This is a genomic window from Mycolicibacterium sichuanense (assembly GCF_033741125.1).
Taxonomy (GTDB): domain Bacteria; phylum Actinomycetota; class Actinomycetes; order Mycobacteriales; family Mycobacteriaceae; genus Mycobacterium.
Window position 1 is genome coordinate 468,483 of record NZ_JAWQPU010000006.1, and the last position, 23,335, is coordinate 491,817.

23 protein-coding genes, 1 tRNA gene and 1 rRNA gene are annotated in these 23,335 nt (G+C 69.1%); 4 read left to right on the top strand and 21 right to left on the bottom strand.

The features are described from left to right. Positions 1-14: 14 nt before the first annotated feature. The 3 genes from SBI80_RS20640 to speB are packed head-to-tail and all read left to right on the top strand — an operon-like array spanning position 15 to position 3,165. Complete coding sequence (locus SBI80_RS20640; RefSeq protein ID WP_318976653.1) at positions 15-1,436, top strand: APC family permease; 1,422 nt, start codon at positions 15-17, stop codon at positions 1,434-1,436. Then, on the top strand, positions 1,433-2,218 hold the full coding sequence (locus SBI80_RS20645) for a creatininase (RefSeq protein WP_318976654.1): 786 nt from the start codon (positions 1,433-1,435) through the stop codon (positions 2,216-2,218). Before SBI80_RS20640 ends, SBI80_RS20645 begins: the two co-directional genes overlap by 4 nt. Then, positions 2,215-3,165, top strand: a complete 951-nt coding sequence (gene speB / locus SBI80_RS20650; protein WP_318976655.1) for an agmatinase — start codon at positions 2,215-2,217, stop codon at positions 3,163-3,165. Before SBI80_RS20645 ends, speB begins: the two co-directional genes overlap by 4 nt. Positions 3,166-3,253: 88 nt before the next feature. Here speB and SBI80_RS20655 read toward each other — a convergent pair. Further along, positions 3,254-3,327, bottom strand: a tRNA-Pro gene (locus tag SBI80_RS20655). 110 nt (positions 3,328-3,437) lie between these two features. On the opposite strand from SBI80_RS20655, the gene SBI80_RS20660 reads away from it, so the two are divergent. Next, positions 3,438-4,931, top strand: coding sequence for a cryptochrome/photolyase family protein (locus SBI80_RS20660; RefSeq protein WP_318976656.1), 1,494 nt, complete (start codon positions 3,438-3,440; stop codon positions 4,929-4,931). On the opposite strand, the gene SBI80_RS20665 is transcribed toward SBI80_RS20660, so the two are convergent. From SBI80_RS20665 to rrf, 20 genes are all read right to left on the bottom strand, one after another. Further along, positions 4,928-5,686, bottom strand: coding sequence for a sulfite exporter TauE/SafE family protein (locus SBI80_RS20665; RefSeq protein ID WP_413232765.1), 759 nt, complete (start codon positions 5,684-5,686; stop codon positions 4,928-4,930). The two genes, SBI80_RS20660 and SBI80_RS20665, sit on opposite strands and share 4 nt — an antisense overlap. A gap of 29 nt (positions 5,687-5,715) precedes the next feature. Next, entirely contained in the window at positions 5,716-7,140 is a 1,425-nt protein-coding gene (gene der / locus SBI80_RS20670) for a ribosome biogenesis GTPase Der (RefSeq protein ID WP_318976658.1), read from the bottom strand. Next, positions 7,137-7,853: a (d)CMP kinase gene (cmk, locus tag SBI80_RS20675; RefSeq protein ID WP_318976659.1), complete on the bottom strand. Its 717-nt coding sequence runs from the start codon at positions 7,851-7,853 to the stop codon at positions 7,137-7,139. Before cmk ends, der begins: the two co-directional genes overlap by 4 nt. Beyond that, positions 7,850-8,596, bottom strand: coding sequence for a pseudouridine synthase (locus SBI80_RS20680; RefSeq protein ID WP_318976660.1), 747 nt, complete (start codon positions 8,594-8,596; stop codon positions 7,850-7,852). The genes cmk and SBI80_RS20680 overlap by 4 nt, the downstream gene beginning before the upstream one ends. A 1-nt stretch (position 8,597) precedes the next feature. Next, the gene (scpB, locus tag SBI80_RS20685) at positions 8,598-9,320 is read right to left on the bottom strand and encodes an SMC-Scp complex subunit ScpB (protein WP_318976661.1); all 723 of its coding nucleotides are present in this window, start codon (positions 9,318-9,320) and stop codon (positions 8,598-8,600) included. Positions 9,321-9,330: 10 nt separating this feature from the next. Next, entirely contained in the window at positions 9,331-10,215 is an 885-nt protein-coding gene (locus SBI80_RS20690) for a segregation/condensation protein A (protein WP_413232760.1), read from the bottom strand. After that, the gene (locus tag SBI80_RS20695; protein ID WP_318976663.1) at positions 10,140-11,003 is read right to left on the bottom strand and encodes a ParA family protein; all 864 of its coding nucleotides are present in this window, start codon (positions 11,001-11,003) and stop codon (positions 10,140-10,142) included. Before SBI80_RS20695 ends, SBI80_RS20690 begins: the two co-directional genes overlap by 76 nt. Before the next feature lie 169 nt (positions 11,004-11,172). Beyond that, a complete protein-coding gene (locus tag SBI80_RS20700) occupies positions 11,173-11,823 on the bottom strand; it encodes a nitroreductase family protein (RefSeq protein ID WP_318976664.1) in 651 nt (216 codons plus the stop codon). 57 nt (positions 11,824-11,880) lie between these two features. After that, the gene (gene xerD, locus SBI80_RS20705) at positions 11,881-12,828 is read right to left on the bottom strand and encodes a site-specific tyrosine recombinase XerD (RefSeq protein WP_413232766.1); all 948 of its coding nucleotides are present in this window, start codon (positions 12,826-12,828) and stop codon (positions 11,881-11,883) included. Continuing rightward, on the bottom strand, positions 12,825-13,448 hold the full coding sequence (locus SBI80_RS20710; RefSeq protein ID WP_318976665.1) for an NUDIX domain-containing protein: 624 nt from the start codon (positions 13,446-13,448) through the stop codon (positions 12,825-12,827). The genes xerD and SBI80_RS20710 overlap by 4 nt, the downstream gene beginning before the upstream one ends. After that, a complete protein-coding gene (gene pyrG, locus SBI80_RS20715) occupies positions 13,441-15,189 on the bottom strand; it encodes a CTP synthase (RefSeq protein ID WP_318976666.1) in 1,749 nt (582 codons plus the stop codon). Before pyrG ends, SBI80_RS20710 begins: the two co-directional genes overlap by 8 nt. A 125-nt stretch (positions 15,190-15,314) precedes the next feature. Next, complete coding sequence (locus tag SBI80_RS20720) at positions 15,315-16,256, bottom strand: copper transporter (RefSeq protein WP_318976667.1); 942 nt, start codon at positions 16,254-16,256, stop codon at positions 15,315-15,317. 34 nt (positions 16,257-16,290) lie between these two features. Then, a complete protein-coding gene (gene steA, locus SBI80_RS20725; RefSeq protein ID WP_318976668.1) occupies positions 16,291-17,475 on the bottom strand; it encodes a putative cytokinetic ring protein SteA in 1,185 nt (394 codons plus the stop codon). A gap of 92 nt (positions 17,476-17,567) precedes the next feature. Further along, entirely contained in the window at positions 17,568-19,340 is a 1,773-nt protein-coding gene (recN, locus tag SBI80_RS20730) for a DNA repair protein RecN (protein WP_318976669.1), read from the bottom strand. Next, on the bottom strand, positions 19,330-20,262 hold the full coding sequence (locus SBI80_RS20735) for an NAD kinase (protein WP_318976670.1): 933 nt from the start codon (positions 20,260-20,262) through the stop codon (positions 19,330-19,332). The genes recN and SBI80_RS20735 overlap by 11 nt, the downstream gene beginning before the upstream one ends. Next, complete coding sequence (locus tag SBI80_RS20740; protein ID WP_318976671.1) at positions 20,259-21,068, bottom strand: TlyA family RNA methyltransferase; 810 nt, start codon at positions 21,066-21,068, stop codon at positions 20,259-20,261. Before SBI80_RS20740 ends, SBI80_RS20735 begins: the two co-directional genes overlap by 4 nt. Positions 21,069-21,074: 6 nt before the next feature. Then, on the bottom strand, positions 21,075-21,242 hold the full coding sequence (locus tag SBI80_RS20745; RefSeq protein WP_318976672.1) for a hypothetical protein: 168 nt from the start codon (positions 21,240-21,242) through the stop codon (positions 21,075-21,077). An 8-nt stretch (positions 21,243-21,250) separates the two neighbouring features. Then, positions 21,251-22,273, bottom strand: coding sequence for an HAD-IIA family hydrolase (locus SBI80_RS20750; protein ID WP_318976673.1), 1,023 nt, complete (start codon positions 22,271-22,273; stop codon positions 21,251-21,253). Between the two features lies 1 nt (position 22,274). Then, positions 22,275-23,105 carry a tetratricopeptide repeat protein gene (locus SBI80_RS20755; RefSeq protein WP_318976713.1) on the bottom strand — a complete coding sequence of 277 codons (831 nt, stop codon included), beginning with the start codon at positions 23,103-23,105 and terminating at the stop codon, positions 22,275-22,277. 143 nt (positions 23,106-23,248) lie between these two features. Next, a 5S ribosomal RNA gene (gene rrf, locus SBI80_RS28305) occupies positions 23,249-23,335 on the bottom strand; the annotation flags it as partial.

A 23,335-nucleotide genomic window follows, 5' to 3' on the forward strand; every position in this document is an offset into this window, starting at 1 on the left:
GGGAGAGCACGACGATGACCGAACCAGAACGAGCCCCAGCCCCGTCCCGGCTCGAACAGCTGGGCTACACCCAGGACCTGCACCGCCGACTCAATGTCCCTGAGGTCGTCGGCCTGGCCATGGCCGACGTCTCCCCGACGATGGCCGTCCTCTTCCTCTCCGCGGGCGTGTTCGTCGTCGGCGGCACGTTCTCGATTGGGGCGGGCCTGCTCCTGTCCGTTGTGGTGGTGCTGATCTCGTTGTGTCTGGCCGAACTCGCGGGCATGTTCCCCATCGCTGGCGGCATGTACTCACTCGTCCAGAAGGTGCTGCCGGGGCCGCTGTCCTGGATCACGATGTTCAACTACCTGATCCAGGGCGTCGTCATCCCCGCCAGTATCGCGCTCGGAATCGGTGCCTTCCTCAAGAACTTGATCCCGGGGATCACGTTGTCCGACGGCGTCATTGCGATAATCTTGCTAGCGTTGGCCACCGCTCTCGCGTTGACCACCGTCGAGATCGGAGCGTGGGCCACCGCGCTGATGGTCGTCGTCGAGCTCGTCGTGCTGAGCATCATCACGATCGCCGCCTTCGCCAATCCGCATCAGTCCCTGACCGAGGTCACGTTCCACCCCACCGTGCTCAGCAACGGCGAACTCGTCGCCGTGGGGTTCGCGGTCATGCTCGCGACGCTCGCCCCGGCCTTCAACGTCATCAACGGGTATGACGCCGCGCTCGGTTTCTCCGAGGAACTCAAGGGCGGTGAACGCAACATCGGCAAGGCGGTCATCATCTCGGCGGTGCTGGCCTGCGTGTTGATCATGGTGCCGCTCATCGCCGCCGTGGTCGCCGCGCCGGACCTCAAGGAGTTCTTCAGCGCCCCGGCGCCGGTCGTCTACTCGGTGGAGGCGTCCCTGGGCTCGAAGGCGGGCGCGATCGTGGACATCGGTGCCATCGTCGCGTTGTTCAACGCGATGCTGTCATTGCTCATGTACTTCGCCCGGGGGGTCTACACCACGGGTCGCGACGGGGCCTGGCCACCGCCGGTGAACCGGATGCTCGGCAGCCTCAACCGGTTCCGGGCGCCAGGAGTCGGCGTGCTGGTGTTGGCCGTGCCCGCCGCGGTGCTGGTGTTCACCTCCGCGCTGAACTTCCTGATCATCTTCGCGGGCACCGTCATCGCCGCGGTGTACCTGTGCATCGGCCTGGCCGCGTTGCGCAGCCGCCGATCGCTGCCCGACGAGCCGCGCCCGTTCAAGATGCCGTTGTGGCCGCTGCCGCCGCTGGCGGTCGTGGCGTTCACCGCGATCGCGCTGGCCACCCAGGACACGCCGTACCTGATCGCCGAATTGGTGCTGATCGCCGTGGCGTTGCTGGCGTGGGCCGGATCCAAGGTGTGGTCACCGCCCACGCCCACCAAGGCCGTCGAGGCCCCGGACCTGGAGCCGACGCCATGACCGGCGCCGTCACTCCCGTTCTCTACCAACACATGACGTGGCCGGAGATCGCCGACGCGGCCGCAGCCGACGTGCCCGTGGTGATTCCCATCGGAGCCACCGAGCAGCACGGTCACCACCTCCCGGTCTGCACAGACTGGGTGCTGCCCGAACGGATCCTGGTGCACGCCGCACGGCATCGCCGCCTCGTCGTCGGACCGTTCATCCCCTTCGGCTACCGCAGCCGGCCGGGAAGCGGCGGCGGACAACACTTTCCGGGCACGCTCTCGCTGCGCGCGACCACGTTGATCAGCGTCCTGGAGGACGTCCTCGACGAACTCGTCCGTGGCGGATTCCGCAGCATCGTGCTGTACAACTGGCACTTCGAGAACAGCGGGTTCGTTTACGAGCCAGCCTTTCTGGTCAGCCAGCGACGACCCGAGGTCAAGATCGTCGTCATCGAGGACGTCAACCCCGACTACACCCCGCAGCGCCGCGAACTCCTCTGGCCCGACGCGTTTCCCGGACTCGCATTGGAACACGCGGCGGTCATCGAAACCTCGCTGTGGATGCACCATCAGCCGGACATGGTGCGCACCGAGCGCATCGCCCCCGATCAGCCCGAACGCGTGGTGGATCACGACGTGTTGCCCATCGACACGCGTTTGTCCACCGCGAGTGGAGCCTTGTCCTCGCCGGTGCCGGCGAGTGCCGAGAAGGGCCGCATGCTGACCGAGTGGTTCGTCGAGCGGGTGCTCGAGGTCCTGGACGAGGAATTTGCGCGCGAGGTGGACTCCCGATGACCGAGTCCGCGCCGCTGGGCGCCGTACCCGCAATCGACGTGCCGCGCTATGCCGGAAAGGGGACCTTCGCGCGGATCGCCGACATCGGCGAGGTGAGCGACTACGACATCGCCATCCTCGGCGTGCCCTTCGACGGCGGCGCCTCCTACCGGCCTGGAGCCCGCTTCGGTCCCATGGCGGTCCGCCAGGCCGCCCGCACGCTGCGGCCGGGCTACCACGTCGAACTGGGCGTCGCGCCGCTGGAGGTCGTGCAGATCGTCGATGCCGGCGACGTCACGGTCACGCCGTTCGACATCGAGGAGGCGTGCCGCCAGATCCAACGGCACGCCGCCGAGATCCTCGGCGGTGGCCGCCGCCGCATCGTCTCGATCGGCGGGGACCACACCATCGCCCTGCCAAACCTGCGCGCGCTGCACGCGGTGCACGGCCCCGTCGCGCTGGTGCACTTCGATGCGCACCTCGACACGTGGAACACCTACTTCAACGCCCCGGTGACCCACGGCACGATCTTCCGGCGCGCGTTCGAGGAGGGCCTGCTGATCGAGGACCACTCGATCCACATCGGCATCCGCGGGCCCATCTACGACCGCGCCGACCTCGACGACGACGCCGCGATGGGCTTTCGCGTCATCCGCGCCGGCGATCTGGACGTCATGGGCATCGACGCCGCCGTCGACGTGATCCGGCGCCGGGTGGGCGATGCGCCGGTCTACCTGTCGGTGGACATCGACGTGCTGGACCCCGCCTTCGCGCCCGGCACGGGTACCCCCGAATCCGGTGGGCTGACGGCGCGGGAACTGCTGCGGATGCTGCGGCGACTCACCGGCCTGAACCTCGTCGGTGCCGACGTGGTGGAGGTGGCACCGGCCTACGACCACGCCGAGATCACCTCGATCGCCGCAGCCACCGTCGTGTTCGACATGGTCGGACTGATGGTCGCGCGCTGACACGTCTGATCGCCGGAGCGAAGCCTCGTCACCCAGATCCCGAAACGACGAAACCGCCCCGACCCACGGTCGAAGCGGTTTCTCTGCGTCGGGCTGACAGGATTTGAACCTGCGACCACTTGACCCCCAGTCAAGTGCGCTACCAAGCTGCGCCACAGCCCGCGGCGCCACCGGCATCGCCGGCAGCGGTCGAAATGCTACCCCAGCCCCCACCCGCAATCCCAACCGCCAGGGACGCGTCACCACGCACCGCTTCGGGTACTACCCACCGGGTGAGCCCGAAGGTACGCGAGGACACTCCCCTCTGGCTGTTCGCCGACCAGCTCGGCCCGGCCGTGCATGGGGGTGATCACGCCCACCGCGAGGTGCTGCTGGTCGAGGCGACCTCGGCCCTGGGCCGTCGGCGCTACCACCGCCAGAAGCTGCACCTGGTGCTCTCCGCGTTGCGCCACGCCGCCCGCGACCTCGGTGAGCGCGCCACTCTGCTGCAGTCCGACACCTACTCCGAGGCGCTGGAACGGTACGGCCGTCCCGTCCTGGTGCACGAGCCGACCTCCCACGCCGCCGAGCGGTTCGTGCACCGGATGCGCGACCAGGGCTTGGTCGCCGACGTGTTGCCCACCCCGACGTTTGCCCTGCCGCGCAAGGACTTCGAGCACTGGGCCGGCAACCGCAGCCGGTTCCGCATGGAGGACTTCTACCGCGACCAGCGCCGCCGCTTCGGCGTGCTGATGGACGGCACCGACCCCGTCGGCAACCGGTGGAACTTCGACGAGGACAACCGCGAACCCCCTCCGAAGAAGCAGAAGACCCTCGAGTTGCCCAAGCCGTATCAACCGCGCGAGGACGACATCGACGAACAGGTCCGTCACGACCTGGACCGGATGAACCTCGACACCGTCGGCGTCGACGGGCCGCGGCTGTTCGCCGTCACCCCCGCCGAGGCCAAGCGCGCCCTGGACCGGTTCATCGAGCATCGGCTGCCCGCCTTCGGCCGCTACGAGGACGCCATCATGAGCCAGGACTGGGCGATGTCGCACTCGCTGCTGTCGGTCCCCCTCAACCTCGGCGTGCTACATCCGCTGGACGCCGTGGAGGCCGCCGAGGCCGCCTACCGCCGCGACGACGCCCCGCTGTCGGCCGTCGAGGGCTTCATCCGGCAGATCCTCGGCTGGCGGGAGTACATGTGGCATCTCTACTGGCACTTCGGCCCCGACTACACCGCCAAGAATGCCCTCGGCGCCACGACTGCCCTGCCCGACTGGTGGGCCGATCTCGACGCCGACGCGGTCACCGCCGCCTGCCTGAGCCACGCGTTGGAGGGGGTGCGCGACCGCGGCTGGAGCCACCACATCCAGCGCCTCATGGTGCTCGGCAACCACGCCCTGCAGCGCGGCTACCGACCCGACGAGCTCACCGAGTGGTTCGCCACCGCCTACGTCGACGGCTTTCGGTGGGTGATGCCCACCAACGTCGTCGGGATGAGCCAGCACGCCGACGGCGGCCTGCTCGCCACCAAGCCCTACGCCTCCGGCGGCGCGTACATCAACAAGATGAGCGACCACTGCGGCGACTGCGCGTACGACCCCAAGAAGCGCCTTGGCGATGACGCCTGCCCGTTCACCGCCGGCTACTGGAACTTCGTGCACCGCAACCGCGAGATGCTCGCCAACAACAACCGCACCCAGCGGGTGGTCGCCAACATGAACCGGCTCGCCGACCTCGACGCGGTCCTCGAACAGGAAGCCGTCCGCGAGGACTTCTAGAGCGCGAGCAGCCGGTACAACCCGATCAGCCCCACCACGACGATCACCGCGCGCAGCGCATTCGGTGACAGCCGGCGCCCGTAGTGCGCGCCGAGGAAGCCGCCCAACAGCGAGCCCACCGCGATCAGCCCGGCCGCCGCCCAGCTGATCCGGTCGAACGCCACCAGCGTGTACGCCGCGGCGGCCACCAGATTGACCAGCAGCGACAGCAGGTTCTTGGCGGCGTTCATCCGCTGCATCGACTCGGGCAGCAGCGCGCCCATCACGCCGATGAGCAGAATGCCTTGCGCCGCAGTGAAGTACCCGCCGTAGACGCCGACCGCGAAGGTGCCGATCACCACTAGCGCCATCCGCCGCATCGAGACCGGCTGCCCCTCGTCGGCCGACCTCCCCCGCGCCCACGCCTGGATCCTCGGTCCGAACACCACCAGCAGCAGCGCCAGGATCAGCAGCACCGGCACCACGGAGACGAACACCCGCTCGGGCAGGTGCAACAGCAGCCACGACCCCAGCACAGCACCGAGCAGCGAGGCGGGGATCTGCCACTTCAGCCGGTCCCACTGCCCCGCCAGCTCGCGGCGGTAGCCCCAGGTTCCGGAGACACCGCCGGCGACCAGGCCGACGGCGTTGGACATCGTCGAGGTGACCGGCGGATAACCCAGGGCCACCAGCGTGGGGAACGTGATGAGCGTGCCAGACCCGACGACGGCGTTGATGGCGCCCGCGCCGACACCGGCCAGCGCAATGAGGATCATGTTGAGGACGGACACTCGTCTGACCCTATCTAGCGCTTCTTGGCGCCAGCTCCCCGCTTCTCCCGAACCCGGACGTTGATCCGGATGGGGCTACCCTCGAAGCCAAACTTCTCCCGCAGCTTGCGCTCCAGGAAGCGCCGGTAGCCCGCCTCCAGGAAGCCGGAGGTGAACAGCACGAATGTCGGCGGGCGCGCCGTGGCCTGCGTGGCGAACAGGATCTTGGGCTGCTTGCCGCCGCGCACCGGCGGCGGGGTAGCGGCCACGATCTCCTTGATGAAGGTGTTCAGCGGGCCGGTGGCGATGCGCCGGTCCCACGACGCGAGCGCACTCTCCAACGCGGGCACCAGCTTCTGCACCGCGCGACCGGTCTTGGCGGAGATGTTCACGCGCTGCGCCCACTGCACCTGTTCCAGCGACAGGTCGATCTCGCGGTCTAGCAGGAAGCGCCGATCCTCGTCCATCAGGTCCCACTTGTTGAACGCCAGCACCACTGCGCGGCCGGCCTCGATCACCATCGTGAGCACGCGCTGGTCCTGCTCGGTCAGCGGCTGCGACGAGTCGATGAGGACGATGACCACCTCGGCGGCGTCGATGGCGCCGTGCGTGCGTACCGAGGCGTAGAACTCGTGCCCGCTGGCCTGCCCGACCTTGCGGCGCAGACCGGCGGTGTCGACGAAACGCCAAAGCTTGCCGTCCAATTCGATCAGCGAGTCGACCGGGTCGACCGTCGTCCCCGCGACGTCGTGCACCACCGACCGCTCGTCCCCGGAGAGCCGGTTGAGCAGCGAGCTCTTGCCGACGTTGGGCTTGCCGACCAGCGCCACGCGCCTCGGACCGCCTGTCGCCGTGCCGATCTCGGAGACCTCGGGCAGCACGGCCAGCACCGCGTCGAGCAGATCGGCGACCCCGCGGCCGTGCATCGCGCTGACCGGATGCGGCTGGCCCAGCCCCAGCGACCACAGCAGCGCGGCCTCGGATTCCATCTTCTCGTTGTCGACCTTATTGGCCGCCAGGAAGACCGGCTTGCCGGAGCGCTGCAACCGCTTGGCCGCCGCCTCGTCGGCACTGGTGGCCCCGGTGACGGCGTCGACGACGAGGATGATCGCGTCGGCGGTGCGCATCGCCACGGTCGCCTGCTCGGCCACCAGGCTCTGCAGCCCCTTCGCGTCGGGTTCCCAACCGCCGGTGTCCTGCACCAGGAAACGCCGGCCCAGCCAGCTCGCGTCGTAGGACACCCGGTCGCGGGTGACTCCGGGGATGTCCTGCACGACGGCCTCGCGGCGCCCCAGGATCCGGTTCACCAGCGTCGACTTGCCGACGTTGGGCCGGCCCACCACCGCGACCACCGGCGGCGGGGCGTACTCGGCCTCGAGGTCACCGACGTCGACACCCTCGGGAGGCAGCTCCCAATCGCCTTCGTCGGACCACGTGCCGTCGACCTCTGTCTCGCTCATCGCTGCACTCTCTGCTCTTGGCGTAAGCGCTCATCGCTGCCGCGTCGCTGCTCGACGAGGTCGAGAAGGCTTGCCACGACCTCGGATTCGGTCATGTCGCTGGTGTCGACGACGATTGCGTCCTCGGCGGCCCGCAGGGGCGACACCGCCCGCGTCGAGTCCAGGTGGTCACGACGACGCACGTCGGCCAGCACCGCGTCGTAGTCACCGGCCAGCCCGGAGGCCAGGTTCTGGTCGTTGCGCCGGCGGGCCCGTTCCTCCGCCGAGGCGGTCAGGAAGATCTTCACGTCGGCATCCGGCAGCACGACGGTGCCGATGTCGCGGCCCTCCACGACCACTGCCGCCCGGCCGTCTGCCAGCTCGCGCTGTCGCTGCACCAGCTGGGTCCGCACGTCGGGCACGGCCGACACCGCCGAGACTGCCTTGGTGACGGCGTCACCGCGAATCTCGGCCGAGACATCCTCTCCCGCAAGGAAGTACAGATCTTCGTCCGGGTCGAAGCCGACGGCGAGATCCACGCCGGACGCCAGCGTCGCGACTGCGGCGGCGTCGTCGAGGTCGAGCCCGGCCCGCAGCACCGCCAACGTCACGATCCGGTACATCGCACCGGTGTCGAGGTAGCGCGCACCGAGTTCGCGCGCCAGACCCCGCGACACCGAGGACTTTCCGGTACCCGCCGGTCCGTCGATGGCCACCGTCAAGGCGCCGCTCACATTCCCACCGCCTTGTACAGTTCGCCGACTTCCTTGCTGGTCAATACTCGGATGCTGCCGGGTTTCTGCTCACCGAGGGACACCGTCCCGATGTCGGTGCGCACCAGGTCGGTGACCGGAAAGCCCACCGCCGCCAGCATTCTGCGCACGATCCGCTTGCGACCCTCGTGCAGCGTCACCTTCACCAGCGACTTGCCGGGCACCGTGTCGACCATCGCGAAGTCGTCGACGTGAATGGGACCGTCGTCCAACTCGATGCCGGCCTTGAGCTTCTTGCCGAGCCCGCGCGGCACCGCGCCGACGACCGTCGCCAGGTACGTCTTGGGCACCTCGTAGGACGGGTGCATCAGGCGGTGCGCCAGCTCGCCGTCGTTGGTCAGGATCAGCAGGCCTTCGGTGTCGGCGTCGAGCCGTCCGACGTGAAACAGCTTCTTGTGGCCTCGAACCCGGTACTCGACCAGATCCCCGACGCACGGCCTGCCCTGGTCGTCGGACATCGTCGAGTGCATGCCGCGTTCCTTGTTGATGGCGAGATACACCATCGTGTCGTCGACGCGGACCTTCACCCCGTCGACCCGGATCTCGGAGGTGTCGGGATCCACCCGGGTGCCCATCTCGGTCACGATGTGACCGTCGACCTCGACGCGTCCGTCGCGGATCATCCGTTCTGCGACCCGGCGCGACGCCACCCCGGCTTGCGACAGCACCTTCTGCAGTCGGGTGCCTTCGTCTTCGTCAGTCATGTCAGTCCTTGTCCACGTCGAATGCCAACCCCTGGTTGGCGGGCACTACTCCGAGCTTCGCGAAACGCGGTTCGTCGCCCAGTGTTTCGGTGATGTCGTCGATGACGTCGACGTCGGGCAGCAGCGGTGCGAGATCGGGCAGGTCGGTCAGCGACGACAACCCGAGACGCTCCAGGAACAGCTCGGTGGTCGCGAAGGTGACTGCGCCGGTCTCGGAGTCGGTGCCCGACTCGGTGATCAGGCCGCGAGCCAGCAGGGTCCGCATCACCGCATCGCAGTTGACGCCGCGCACCGCACTCACCCGCACCCGGGTGACGGGCTGGCGGTAGGCCACCACCGCCAAGGTCTCCAGCGCGGCGCGCGTTAGCTTGGACCGGGTGCCGTCGAGCAGCAGGCGCTCGACGTAGGGTGCGTAGCGCGCCCTGGTGTACATCCGCCAGCCGCCGCCGGCCTCACGTAGGTCGATGCCGCTGTCGCGGGCGGCGAACTCGTCGGCCAACAGCCGCAGCTTCGCCGCGACGCGGTAGGCCGGCTGGCCCAGCGCCGTCGCCAGCGCGTCGACCGTCACCGGCGTGTCGACGATCAGCAGCATCGCCTCGAGCACGGCACCGAGTTGGGAATCGTCCATCTCGGGCGGTTCTGCGACGTCGATGCCGAGGTCGACGACGGCCTCGGCCTCACCCGGATCGGGGGCAGGACCGGGTTCTGGGTACTCGTCCGTCATTGCGTGTTTCTCACTCTTCCACCGCGGTGGCCAGGTACTCACTGGTGGGGCGATCCCCGGTCCAGGAAACCTGCAGCACACCAAGCGGTTCTGGCTGGTCGAATGCTACCGCGTTGGCCCGGAACAATTCGAGTAGCGCCATGAAGCGGCCGACGATCTCGATGGTCGCCTCGCAGTCAGAGACCAGTTCGGTGAACGACGCCCAGGTACCGATCCCGCGCTCCTCGAGCATCGCCAGCAACCGCTTCGCCTGCTCTGGTACCGAAACGCCCTGGACGTGCAGGTGGTCGGTGCCGACGGTGGGGACGGGCCGTGGCGTGAAGGCCGTCGCCGCGATCTGGGCGAAGTCCTTGGCGTCGACACCCAGCATGACCTCGGGCAACAGGTCGGCGAACTGGTCCTCCAGCGACACCGCCCGCGGATAACTGCGCAGCGCGGCGGCCTCGAGCTCGGCGAACATCACGGCCACGTGCTTGAACGCGCGGTACTGCAGCAGCCGGGCGAACAGCAGGTCGCGAACCTCCAACAGCGCGAGGTCCTCCTCGTCGTGCACCTCGCCGGCGGGCAGCAGGCGGGCGGCCTTGAGGTCGAGCAGAGTGGCGGCAATCACGATGAAGGCGGTGGTCTCGTCGAGTGCGAGTTGGCGACCGATGTCCTTGGTATAGGCGATGAAGTCATCGGTGACCTGGTGCAGCGCCACCTCGGTGACGTCGAGGCGGTGGGCGAAGATCAGCTGCAGCAGCAGGTCGAAAGGGCCTTCGAAGTTGCTCAGCCGAACCTGAAATCCAGCCTGGGGCGCCTCGTCGGGTTCTGGCGAGCTCACGCGCCGAACCGGTCGATGACCTCGCGCGCCAGTGACCGATATGCTTGCGCACCAGTCGATTTCGGCGCCCACGTGGTGATCGGTTCGCCGGCGACGCTGGTCTCGGGGAAACGCACGGTACGGGTGATGACGGTGTCGAACACCAGATCGCCGAAGCGTTCCACCACCCGGGCCATCACCTCGCGCGAGTTCACGGTGCGCGGGTCGTAGCGGGTGATGAGGATGCCGCCGATGCTGAGCTTGGGGTTCAGCCGGTCGTGCACCTTGTCGACGGTGTCGGTGAGCAGGGCCAGGCCGCGCAGCGAGAAGTACTCGCACTCGGTCGGGATGATGACGACGTCCGAGCAGGCCAGCCCGTTGACGGTGAGCAGGCCCAGCGACGGCTGGCAGTCGATCAGTACGTAGTCGTAGCGATCCAGCACCGGATGCAGCGAGCGGGCCAGCGACTGCTCCCGCCCCACCTCGTTGACCAGCTGGATCTCCGCCGCGGACAGGTCGATGTTGCTCGGCACCAGGTCCATGCCCTTGACCCGGGTCTTGATGAGCACGTCGTCGATGGACACCCGCGGCTCGACCAGCAGGTTGTGCACGGTGTTGTCGAGTTCGTAGTGCGGCACGCCCAGCCCCGCGGACAGCGCACCCTGCGGATCGAGGTCGACGAGCAGCACGCGTCGGCCGTATTCGGCGAGGCTCGCACCCAGGTTGATGGTCGACGTGGTCTTGCCGACCCCGCCCTTCTGGTTGCACATCGCCACGACCTTGGCGGGGCCGTGCACGCTTCGGGGCCTGGGTTCCGGGATGGGCCGGAAGGGACGACCGGTATGTCCGATGCCGTCGGTGGTGCCGGCGTCGTCGGTCACGAGGAACCGCCGCCGCTCAGGCAACCTTCGGGCTTGGCGAACATCGCATGGAGTTTAACGGGACGAGAACGCCTCGGACGCCAGACCCGCGCGACCCGGGTCGACCAATACCGCACGACGGCCCCATTCGACGGACCGCAACACCGCTCCCGAGGCGCCGCAGCGACCGCTACCACTCATCCCAGTGGACGAAGTCCTCCGTGGGCGCCCGTCGCGCCGGTGCGAAGTCGGTGCCGACGGTGTGGGCGACGGGGGTCAGCGCAGCCTGAACCACCGTGTCGTACGGGATGCCCAGGACGCCGGCGACCTCGCGTTCGAAGGTCAGGTGCGCGGTCGTCCACGCGGTGCCCAGACCACGCTCGCGGGCGGCCAACATGAAACTCCACACCGCGGGCAACACGGATCCCCACGCGCCCGCCTGCCCGCGCACGTCGTCGAGTTCGGCGCGAGAATCGACCCGGACGCACGGGATCATCAACCACGGCGCATCGTGCAGTCGCGACGCGAGGTCGTCCAGGCTCGCCGCGATCCGCCGCCACCCCGCAGACGACCCGTCGCGGGTGAGCGCCCCACCGGGTTGGCCGGCCCGCAATCCCGCCAACCACCACTCCGCCACCTCCCGCTTGCGGGGACCGTCACCGACGAAGACGAAGTCCCAGCGTTGACGGTTGCGCCCGCTGGGGGCTTGGCGGGCGACCGTCACGCAGTCCCGCAACAGCTCGCGTGCGACGGGTCGCTCGAAGTCCAACCGCCTGCGAACGGCCCGCGTGGTGGTGAGTACCTCGTCAGCCGACAGACCCAGCCGTGCGTTCGAATCCATGGCAATCGCAACGCGATCGACAAGCACCCGCTTCCCCGGTCGTCGCGGCCGATGAGACTAGCGGGCCCGCGGATGCGCGCCGGCCCACACCTCACGAAGTGCCGACACCGTCACCAACGTGTAGATCTGCGTGGTGGTCACCGACGCGTGCCCGAGCAACTCTTGGACGACGCGCACGTCGGCACCACCCTCGAGCAGGTGGGTGGCGAACGAGTGGCGCAGGGTGTGCGGCGACACCGACGCGGAGATCCCGGCGCGCTCGGCGGCGTCCTGCAACACCTGCCAGGCGCTCTGTCGCGACAGCCGGCCACCGCGGGAGTTGAGGAAGATCGCCGGTGTGCCCTTGCCCCGGCGGGCCAGGTCGGGCCTGCCGCGCACGAAGTACGCGTCGAGCGCGCTGACCGCGGGCCTGCCGATCGGCACCAGCCGCTGCTTGCCGCCCTTGCCGCGCAGCAGCACCGACCGGGAGTGGGTGTCGACGTCGTCGACGTCCAACCCGACGGCCTCGGAGATGCGCGAGCCGGTCGAGTAGAGCACCTCGAGCAGTGCCCGGTTGCGCAGCGTCAGCGGGCCGTCGGTCTCGCTGTCACCGCCGGCGCCCTCCAACAGCGCGACCACCTCGTCGACGCTGATGCTCTTGGGCAGCCGACGGGTCGGCGTGGGTGGCTTCACCGCGCGGGCCACGTCGGCGGTGCTGAATCCCTCGGCGGCGGCGAAGCGGTGGAACCCGCGCACGGCGATGAGGGTCCGCGCCGCCGACACCGCGGACAGCGGCGTCAGGCCCTGATCACTGTCGCCGAGCCGCAGCGCGACCAGGAAGTCGCTCACGTCCTGCTCGGTGACGTCGGCGAGGTCGTCGATGCCCCGCGCCGACAGGTAGGCGACGTACCGACGCAGATCACGCCGGTAGGAGCTCAGCGTGTTGGCCGCCACCCCGCGCTCGATCGTCAGGTGGTCGAGGTACCCCTGCAGCTGATCGTCGACGGCGCGCAGGGCAATCGTCACCTGGCGGCCCGTCTGGCGGCGAACCTGGTCGGCCGGTCCGGCCACGGCGCATCGACGGGGCGCAACGCCCGGCCGTCCTGGCCGACCATCCGGGCGGCCAGAATTCCGGCCACCGCAAGGGAATTGACGATCTCGCCGCTGAGCACCATGTCGACGGCCTCGGCCAGTGGCACCCACTTCAGCGTGAGGTCCGCCTCTTCGTCGTGCGCGTCGGGGCGCCCGACGTCGGTGAGTCCCGTCGCCAGGTACAGGCGCACGCTCTCGTCGCTGAACCCTGCCGCCGAGATGACGTCGACCAGCACGCCCCAATCCCGCGCCCGAAGGCCGGCTTCCTCCTCGAGCTCGCGGGCAGCCGACAAGTGCGGCGCCTCCGCACCCATGTCGAGCAGACCGGCCGGCAGCTCCCACAGCCGGCGACCAACGGGATGGCGGTACTGACAGATCAATGCGACGTTGCCGTCGGTGTCCAGTGCCACGACGCCGACGGCGCCGTAGTGCTCCACCACCTCGCGGCGGGCGGTGCGTCCGCCCGGCATGCTGACCTCGTCGGCGCGCAGCGCGAAGATGTTGCCGACGTAGATCGTCTCGCTGGCGACCGTGCTGAACTCGTGGTCAGCCACGGTGCGCGGGCTCGGGCAGCTCGGCGCCGTTGGGCCGCTGGGTGGCGAGCTCGACCGGCAACCGCTCCGCGGCCTTGTAGTCCAGGGCGGCCCCGACGAAGGCGACGAACAGCGGATGCGGCCGGGTCGGCCGGCTCTTGAGCTCGGGGTGGGCCTGCGTGCCGACCAGGAACGGATGCACGTTCGCGTCGTACTCCACGAACTCGACCAGGTGACCGTCGGGTGAGGTGCCCGAGAAGCGCAGCCCGCTCGCGGCGATGCGGTCGCGGTAGGCGTTGTTGACCTCGTAGCGGTGCCGGTGCCGTTCGGACACCTTGGTCGACTGGTAAGCCTGCGCGACCAGCGAACCCTCCTGCAGGACAGCCGGATACGCACCGAGGCGCATGGTGCCGCCGAGATCGGCATCACCGGCGACGATGTCCTGCTGGTCGGCCATGGTGGAGACCACCGGGTTCGGCGTGTCGGGGTCGAACTCAGCGGAGTTGGCGTCGTCGATGCCCACCGAGCGCGCCGCCTCGATGACGATGCACTGCAGCCCAAGGCACAAGCCGAGCACGGGGACACCGTGCTTGCGGGCGAACTTGATCGCGCCGAGCTTGCCTTCGATGCCGCGAATGCCGAAGCCGCCAGGGATCAGCACGCCGTGCACGTCGTTCAGCGCCATGGCCGCACTGGGGTCGGTCTCGCAATCGTCGGAGGCGACCCACCGGATCTCGACCTTGGCGTGATGGCGGAACCCACCCGCCCGCAGCGCCTCGGCCACCGAGAGGTAGGCATCGGAGAGGTCGATGTACTTGCCCACCAACGCAATCCGCACAGTCTCCTGCGGCTCGTGGACGCGGCGCAGGAGATCGTCCCATTCGGTCCAGTCGACGTCGCGGAACGGAAGGTTGAGCCGGCGCACGACGTAGGCGTCGAGCTCCTCGCGGTGCAGCACCTTCGGGATGTCGTAGATGGACGGCGCGTCGGGCGTGGAGATGACCCCGTCCACGTCGACGTCGCACATCAGCGCGATCTTGTTCTTCAACGGCTCCGGCACGTCACGGTCGCAGCGCAGGATTAGCGCGTCGGGGCTGATGCCGATGCTGCGCAGCGCGGCCACCGAGTGCTGGGTGGGCTTGGTCTTGAGCTCGCCGGACGGCGCCAGGTAGGGCACCAGCGACACGTGCAAGAAGAACACATTGTCGCGGCCCACCTCGTGACGGACCTGGCGGGCCGCCTCCAGGAACGGCAGCGACTCGATGTCGCCGACCGTGCCACCGATCTCGGTGATGACGACGTCGGGCCGGTTGCCCTCGTCGTCGGGAAGGGCCATCGCCAGGATGCGGCGCTTGATCTCGTCGGTGATGTGCGGGATCACCTGCACGGTGTCGCCGAGGTACTCGCCGCGGCGCTCCTTGGCGATGACCGTCGAATACACCTGCCCGGTGGTGACATTCGCCGACCCGGACAGGTTGCGGTCCAGGAAGCGCTCGTAATGTCCCACGTCGAGGTCGGTTTCGGCACCATCCTCGGTGACGAACACCTCACCGTGCTGGAACGGGTTCATGGTGCCCGGGTCGACGTTGAGGTAGGGGTCGAGCTTCTGCATGGTGACCTGCAGACCGCGCGCGGTGAGCAACTGTCCGAGGCTACTGGCGGTGAGGCCCTTGCCGAGAGAGGACGCCACACCACCACTGACGAACAAGTGCTTGGTCGTGGTTTGCGGGTGCCTGCGTAGCGGATTGGTTCGGCTGAGCAAGAGCAACCTCCGTGGCGAATGGCTTGGGGCCTGCCGACCCACGGAAACTCACCCTAACACCGAGACCGACAACTCGTCGCGGACGCGCCGGTCGGAGGCAGGATCGGGAGGTGTCTTGGGCTGAATCACTGGGCGATGGTGACCGAGCTCGCACCGCGCCCGATGCCGTACTGCCCTGGCCGCCCACCGCCCGCCATCTCCTGCAACGTCAGCACCGAGGTGATGCGCCCGGACTGGCTGTCCACGTCGTCGACGGTGCTCACCACGTTGGCCAGGCTGGCGTCGGCGCGGATCACGGCGACGGCACCGGTACCCGACGCCGACCCGTCGCGGCCGGCGACCAGCGTGGCCGTGCCGTGCGGCGCCAGACCCGCGGCGAAGCGGGCCACGGTCGCGCCCTGGTTGCCGGCGTCGTCGGCCAGGCCGCCCCCGGTGACGACGAGCGCGGTGTCCGCCGCGCCGATCCGCTGCGAGCCGTAGGTGAGGAAACCGGTGTCACGCAACGCGGCCAGCACGGCGTCGCGCTGCGCGTCGTCGACCGCGGGTGCGCCCGGATCGCGGCCGCTCAAGAGTGCGATGCCGAGGAGGTCACCGGCCTGCGACCCCTGGTCGACGGACGTGGTGCTGAGCTGCCTGCCGGCCGGCACGATCGGCGAATTGACCACCGAGAGAAGCTTCTCCGACGAATTGGCCTCGACGAACTCCTGGGTGAGGTTGACGGTGCCGGTGACCACCCCGCCGGCATCACCGACCATGCGCGAGACCGCCTCGACGTCGTCGTTGACGGCGTCGGGGGTGCGGAACACCACCACCGATTTGCCCTTCATCGCGTCCCGCAGGATGCGCGGTGCCATCTGAGCGTCGAATTCACCAGCCGCGCTGAGCTTCTCGTTGAGCACGTTCTTCTCATCGGTCAACCCGTTGATCTGGTTCTGCAGCTGGGCCTTGTCGTCCTTCAGGCCGGCCAGCAGGGTGTTCGACAGCAACCCGGACCCCAGGGCGACGCCGATCGCCAGGGCAAGGAAGACCGCAGCCAGCGAAATCGCGTGCGAGCGTAGGGAAATCACTGTGCCTCCACAAGAAGTGACGTGCGCCGACGGGTCAGGTGACCAGACCCTGCACCCACAGGGAGAACTGGTTCCAGTACTGCGTGACCCACTGGATGACGACGGCGTCGGCCCGCGACACCCACAGGGCGGCGATCACTGCGACGAGCATCGCCAGCACCAGCAGTGCGATGGCACCGCCGGATACCCGGCTGCGGTACAGCGTGGCGACCGCCTTGGCGTCGACCAGCTTCTCGCCCACCTTGAGCCGCGTCAGGAACGTCGACGGGTTGCTCTGTTGGCGGGAGCGGTCGAAGAACTCCTCGATGCTGGCGTTGTGGCCCGCGGTGACGATCAGCGACGCACCATGGTGGTCGCACAGCAGCATCGCCAGGTCGGCGGCCGATCCGGCAGCCGGGAAGGTCATCGCCCCGACCCCGAGATCCTGGATGCGCTCGAGTCCCTTCGCGTGACCGTCGGCGTCGGCCGGGAGCACCACCTGCGCCCCGGACCGCAGCACCTCGACGCTCATCTCCTCCGGATCGCCGACGATCAGGGCCGGACGGTGCCCGGCCTTGCGCAGCACGTCGGCACCGGCGCCAACGCCGACCAGTACCGGCTGGTACTCCTTGATGAACGGCTTGAGCGCCTTGAGATCCTCGGCGGCGTCGGCCTCGTCGGCCACGATGACGACGTGCCTGCGGTGCAGGTCGACGTCGATGTCCGGGATGCCCATGCCGTCGATCAGCAGGGGGCTCTCGCTGCGGATGAACTCGATGGTGTTGCCCGCGAACGCCTCGAGGTGGGCGACCAAGCCGCTCTTGGCCTCGTGCATGAGATCGTGGATCTCTTCGTCGTTGCGCTCGGTGCCCAGCGCGATCCGGCGGTCACCGGAGTAGACGCCGCCGTTGTGCAGCCGGACCTTGGCGCCGTCCTTGACCTTCTTGAAGACGTCGGGGCCCGCCTCGTCGATCAGCACGACGCCGTTGGCGACGAGCACCTCCGGCCCAAGGTTCGGGTAGCGGCCCGAGATCGACGGCGAGGCGTTGACGACGGCGGCGATTTGCGCGTCCACCAGCGCGTCGGCGGTGATGCGGTCGAGGTCCAGCGCGTCCATGACCACGATGTCACCGGGGCCGACGCGACGCAGCAGGCGATCGATGTCGCGATCGACGCGGGCCGTGCCGGATACGCCGGGTCGGGAGCCGGCATTACGCGAGAGCAGCGCTGACATCTTCATGCTGGGATTCTGTCGGCCAACCCTCAAGTTGAGGTGGAGGCGCGCCGTAACACCAGCCTCAGAAGTCATCTCCAGTCACATGCGCAACACGATCAGGCCGACGGTTCGGTCTCGGATTCCCGCTGCGCGGACTCGAGGAGCTCGCGGGCGTGCGCCCGCCCACTGTCGGTCTCGCCCAACCCGGCGAGCATCCGGGCCAGCTCGCCGACCCGGTCCTCGTCGTCGAGACGGCGCACCTCGCTCGACTTCCCCTTGCCGGAGCTGCTGTCGACCACCAGGTGCACGTCGGCGAACGCCGCCACCTGAGGCAGGTGCGTCACGACGATCACCTGATGCGTGCGCGCCAGCCGGGCCAGGCGCTTGCCGATCTGGACCGCAGCCCGGCCACCGACACCGGCGTCGACCTCGTCGAAGACCATGGTGGTCCCCTCGGCCGATGCCGCGAGCACGACCTCGAGTGCCAACATCACGCGTGACAGCTCGCCGCCGGAGGCGCTCTTGGCCAGGGGCAGCACGTCGGACCCGGAGTGCGGCGTGAAGCCGAACTCCACGGCGTCGACGCCGTCGTGCCCGGCGTGCACCACCTCACCGGAGGCCAGCGTCAACGGCGCCGAGTCGTCGGCGCGGGCCAGCAGCGGACCGACCGAGATGCTGAAGCCCGCCCCGGACATCGCCAGGCCGGCCAGTTCGGCAGTCACCGCCTTGGCCATCGCCTTGGCGGCCTTGGTGCGCACCTTGGTGACCTCGGCTGCCGCCGCCACGACCTTGCCCTGAAGTTCGTCGACCCTCGCGGCCAGCGTCGCCAGGGTCTCCTCCGAGACGTCGAGCTGAGCCAACCGGGTGCGTGCGTCCTCGGCCCAGGCCAGCACGCCGTCGACGTCGGCGGCGTACTTGCGGGTGAGGTTGCGCAGCTCCCCCTGACGCGCCAGCTTGGCCTCCAAGGTGCTTGCGTCACTGGGCAACTCGGCCAGGTAGTCGCCGAGCTCGGCTCCCACGTCCGCGGCGATGGCCAGCGCCTCGCCAAGCCGGTCCCCCAGCGCCCGCAGTACCGCGTCGTCGGTGGCCTGCAGCGCAGCCTTCGACTGACCGATGGCGTCGACCGCGGACACCGCGCCCGACGCGGGATCGTCCAGCTCACCGGAGAGCGCCATCCTGGCGGTCTGGGCAGCGTCGCGCAGCGCGTCGAGCTCCGACAGCCTGCGGATCTCGGCGACCAGCGTCTCGTCTTCCCCGACCTGGGGTGCGACGGCGTCGATCTCCCCAAGCCCGAACTGCAGGCGATCGGCCTCCAGCGCCAGCTCGCGCGCCCGGTTCCGGCGATCGGCCAGGTCACGCCGCAGCGTCAGCCATTCCTCACGCGCCGCGCGATAGCGGGCCAGCGGCGCCTCGACGTCGGCGAACCGGTCGAGCGCGACGCGCTGCTCGTCGGAGCGCATCAACCGCAGCTGGTCGTTCTGGCCGTGCAGCGCCAGGAGTTCGGTGGTGAACGTGCTCAGCGACTTGGCCGGCACGCTGCGCCCGCCGAGGTAGGCGCGCGACGGACCCTCGCGGCTGACCGAGCGGGCGGCGATGACGGTGCCGTCGTCGTCGCGGTCAGCGCCCGAGGAATCGAGGATCTCGTCGATCCGCGCGGCCACCGAACTGCCGACGTCGGTGGTGGTGAAGCGGCCCTCGACGACGGCCCGCGCGGAACCCGAGCGCACCCGGCTGGCATCGGCGCGCGCGCCACCCAGCAGATGCAGACCGGTGACGACCATGGTCTTGCCGGCACCGGTCTCGCCGGTCAGCACCGTCAATCCCCGGTCGAACTCGGCGGTGGCCGCCCTGATGGCCCCGAGTTCGGAGATGCGGATCTCAGCGAGCACCGTGCCCCCGCCAGCCGGTGACGGGCAACTGGAACTTGCGTACCAGTCGGTCGGTGAAGGGTGCGCTGTCCAGCCGAATCCACTTCAGCGGCGTTCCGCACCGCGTGACCTCGAGGCGGCCGCCCGCGGGCACGACCATCTCGCGACGGCCGTCGCAGAACACCATCGCGTCGTATCCGCTTGCCTCGACCTCGATCGCGATCGACGCGTCCGGGCTGGTCACCATCGGGCGCGCGAACAGCGCGTGAGCGTTGTTGGGAACCACCAGGATCGATTCGAGATCGGGCCACAGGATGGGACCGCCCGCGGAGAACGCGTACGCCGTCGAACCAGTCGGCGTCGACACCAGCACGCCGTCGCACCCGAACGTCGAGACGGGCCGGCCGTCGACCTCCAACACGACGCCCAGGACGCCGAGTCGTGGGCCCTTCTCCAAACTGGCCTCGTTGAGTGCCCAGCCGCGCTGTTTGATCTGACCGTCGACGCGCACGACGATGTCGAGCGTCATGCGGTCCTCGACGCGGTAGTTGCGGGCGATCACCTGCTCCAGCACCTGGTCGATCGCGGTGGCCTCCGCCTCGGCGAGGAAGCCGATGCGACCGAGGTTCACGCCGAGCACCGGGATCTCCACGTTGCGCGCGAGTTCCGCGGCCCTCAGGAAGGTGCCATCGCCACCGAGCACCAGCACCATCTCGCAGCCCTCGGCCGCGCGCTCGTCGGCGTCGACCACTTCGACCTCGACCCCCAGCGCGGCCAGCTCGGCCGATCCCAGGTGAAGGGGTTGATGGTCGACGGCCTCGGCGGCAAGCACGCGCAGGCCGATGCCGTTCTCGCCGAGCACCTTCTCCACGCGTCGAGCCGTCTCGGTGGCCTCGTCGCGCCCCGTGTGCACGACGAGCAGAACCTGGCGCTCGCAGGTCATCGTGGCCCCTCTTCGATGGCTCGGCTGACGGCATCCTCCAGCGACGCACCCAGCAGGGGATCGTCGGTCTGCGCGCACAGACGCAGGAAGTACTCCACGTTGCCCGACGGGCCTGGCAGCGGGCTCGACGTCACGTCGACCGTCTGCCAGCCCAGCTCACCTGCCCGCCGCGCGACCGAGAGCACCGCGTCGGCCCTGATCGCGGGATCGGACACCACGCCACCCGGCCCGACGCGGTCCTTGCCGACTTCGAACTGTGGTTTCACCATGGGAACGATATCGGCGGCCGCCGACGCGCAGGACACGAGAGCGGGCAACACCGTGGCCAGGGAGATGAACGACAGGTCGGCGACCACCAGGTCGACCGGACCGCCGATCGCCTCGGCGGTCAGCGAGCGGACGTTGGTTCGCTCCAGGACCGTGACCCGCGAATCCGATCGCAGCGACCAGGCCAGCTGGCCATAGCCGACGTCGGCGGCGACGACCTCACCCGCACCACGGTCGAGCAGCACCTCGGTGAATCCCCCAGTGGACGCCCCGGCGTCCAGGCACCGGCGACCCTCGACGGTCACGGCGAACGCGTCGAGCGCACCGATCAGCTTGTGCGCACCGCGCGACACCCAGGTGCGCTCGTCGGAGACGGCCACCGTCAGCTTGGCTTCGACGGCGACGGCGGTGGCGGCCTTCGCGACGGGCATGCCGTCGATGTGCACGCGACCGGCCTCGATCAACTCGGCGGCCTGCTGACGCGAGCGCGCCAGACCGCGCCGGACCAGCTCGGCATCAACCCGAGCGCGCCGAGTCACCTTTGGCTACCTCTCGACGGATTCCAGCGCCCGGACCAGCACGTCGTGTGCCTCCTCCAACCGGGCCGCAATGAACTCCACGTCGACGTGCGCGGCGTCCTCGGCGTCCGGGTCGGGCAGCTCGGCGAGCAGCGCCGCCACCCTGGCACGGATCTGGTCGGGATCGGTCGTCATGTCGACGCCTACGCTATCCGATCGCCGGTATCCACCAGCGACCACTGTTGCAACGCCTCCTGCGCCGCATGATCGCCGCCGAGGATCGCGAAGCGCACGCCGTCGACACTGGACCCCCACACCGCGCTCGCGACCGCGCGCACGACGCTCAACGAGTCGTCGGCATCGCGGCCGGTCGAGTAGACCGTGACGTCCTGCGGTCCGACCTCTACTCGCCACGCGGGATGTGGCGCGACCCGCAGGGCACTGCCGTCGGCGTGCAGCGACCGCAGATCCCGCGCCAGGTAGTTCGGACGCTCGGCGGCGTCGGCATGGACCATGTCGGCTGCCGTGCTGACACCGGTCAGCACCAGCAAGCTGGGCAACCCCGCGGCGGTGGCGCCGGAGATGTCGGTGTCCAATCGATCGCCGATCACCAGCGGACGCTCGAAGTCACCCCGCGCCAGAGCGTCGAGCAGCAACGGTGGCTGCGGCTTGCCCGCGATCTGCGGACGCTGATCGGTAGCCGCCTCGAGCGCCGCGACCATCGACCCGTTGCCCGGCAGCAGCCCGCGTTCGGACGGCAGCGTGCGATCCACGTTCGCCGCAACCCAGAGGGCACCGTCGCGAATGGCAAGCGCCGCCTCGGCGAGATCGGCCCAATCGGTCTGCGGCGAGTGCCCCTGCACGACGGCAGCCGGTCCGTCGGCGAATTGCCGGACGGGTCGCAACCCGACCCGGCGGACCTCCTCGGCAAGCGCCTCGGTGCCGATCACCAAGACCGCTGCGTCAGGATCCAACTGATTGGCCAGTAGCCGCGCCGCGCTCTGCGCGCTGGTCACGACGTCGTCGGCCTTGGCGGCGAACCCCATTGCCTGCAAGTTCTTGGCCACCTCCTCGGGACCACGCGAGGCGTTGTTGGTGACGAACAGCGTCCGGACCTCGATGGCCTCGAGGGCTTCGACGGAGCCCTCCGTGGGCTGCTGGCCCCGGAAGACGGTGCCATCCAGGTCGAGCAGCAGGCAGTCGTGTTCCTGCGCGAGGATCGTCAAGTCAGCTCAGCTCCGTGATTCGTTCGTCGGCGTCGGTGACGCCATCGATGTCGGCGGCTTCGGCGTGAATGAACCACTGCAGCGCGTCGTCTCTGCGGCCGAGGGCCAAGAGGGTGTCGGCATAGGCGTAGAACAGCCGCGTTGCCGTCAGCCCGGTCCGCTCCGGGTCGAGCGCGGGCGTGGACAGGGCCGAGAGAGCCTGTTCGAGTTGGCCGAGATCCGACCGCGCGCCGGCCACGACGATGCGCAGCTCGTCGGCGTCGTCACCGGTGAGCTCCTCGGCCTCGGGCGTGCGGGACAGGTCGATGGCACGCTGCGGGCGGCCGACGCCGCGTTCGCAGTCGGCGATCAGCGGCAGTAGTGGCGACTTGCTGCCCATCCGCCGGGCGGCGCGCAACTCCGAGAGCGCCTGCGCCCAATCACCGCAATGGTAGGCCGCAATGCCGACCGCCTCCCGTACCGCCGCGATGCGACCCGATCGCGTCCTGGCCGCCTGGGCGTGCTTGAGCGCGAGCTCCGGATCGGTGTCCAGCAGATCGCCGGCCGCCACCAGATGCTTGGCGACGTAGTCGGCGGTCGCCTTGTCCAGGGTCATCAACTCGCCGCGGACGTCGGGAGCCAACTGCTTGGCCTCGACACCATCTGGAATGGGAGGCGCATTGCGATCCGAACGAGGGTCCTCGGACGGAGACGAGGGGCGCCGAGGTCGGTCGGGCCCTGACGATCGAGGTGCCCCGCGCCGGTCGCCGCCAGCGCCTCGTCGCGGCGCGCCGGCACCCGTGGTCCGCCGAGGCCGTCGTTCTTCGCCTCCGCGTTGCGTGTCCTGGGCCACGTCTGCCTTCCCTGTTCTGCTCACCGTTCCGCACGAGGATACGGCGGTGTTCGGCAATTCGCGATGAATGGCGAATTGCATTCACTTGGTCGCCAAAGAGAATCACCCCCCACGCAATCGTGGGGGGTGATTCCATAAAGGGTGTTCGGCGGTGTCCTACTTTTCCGACCGTGTGGTCAGTATCATTGGCGCTGGTAGGCTTAGCTTCCGGGTTCGGGATGGGTCCGGGC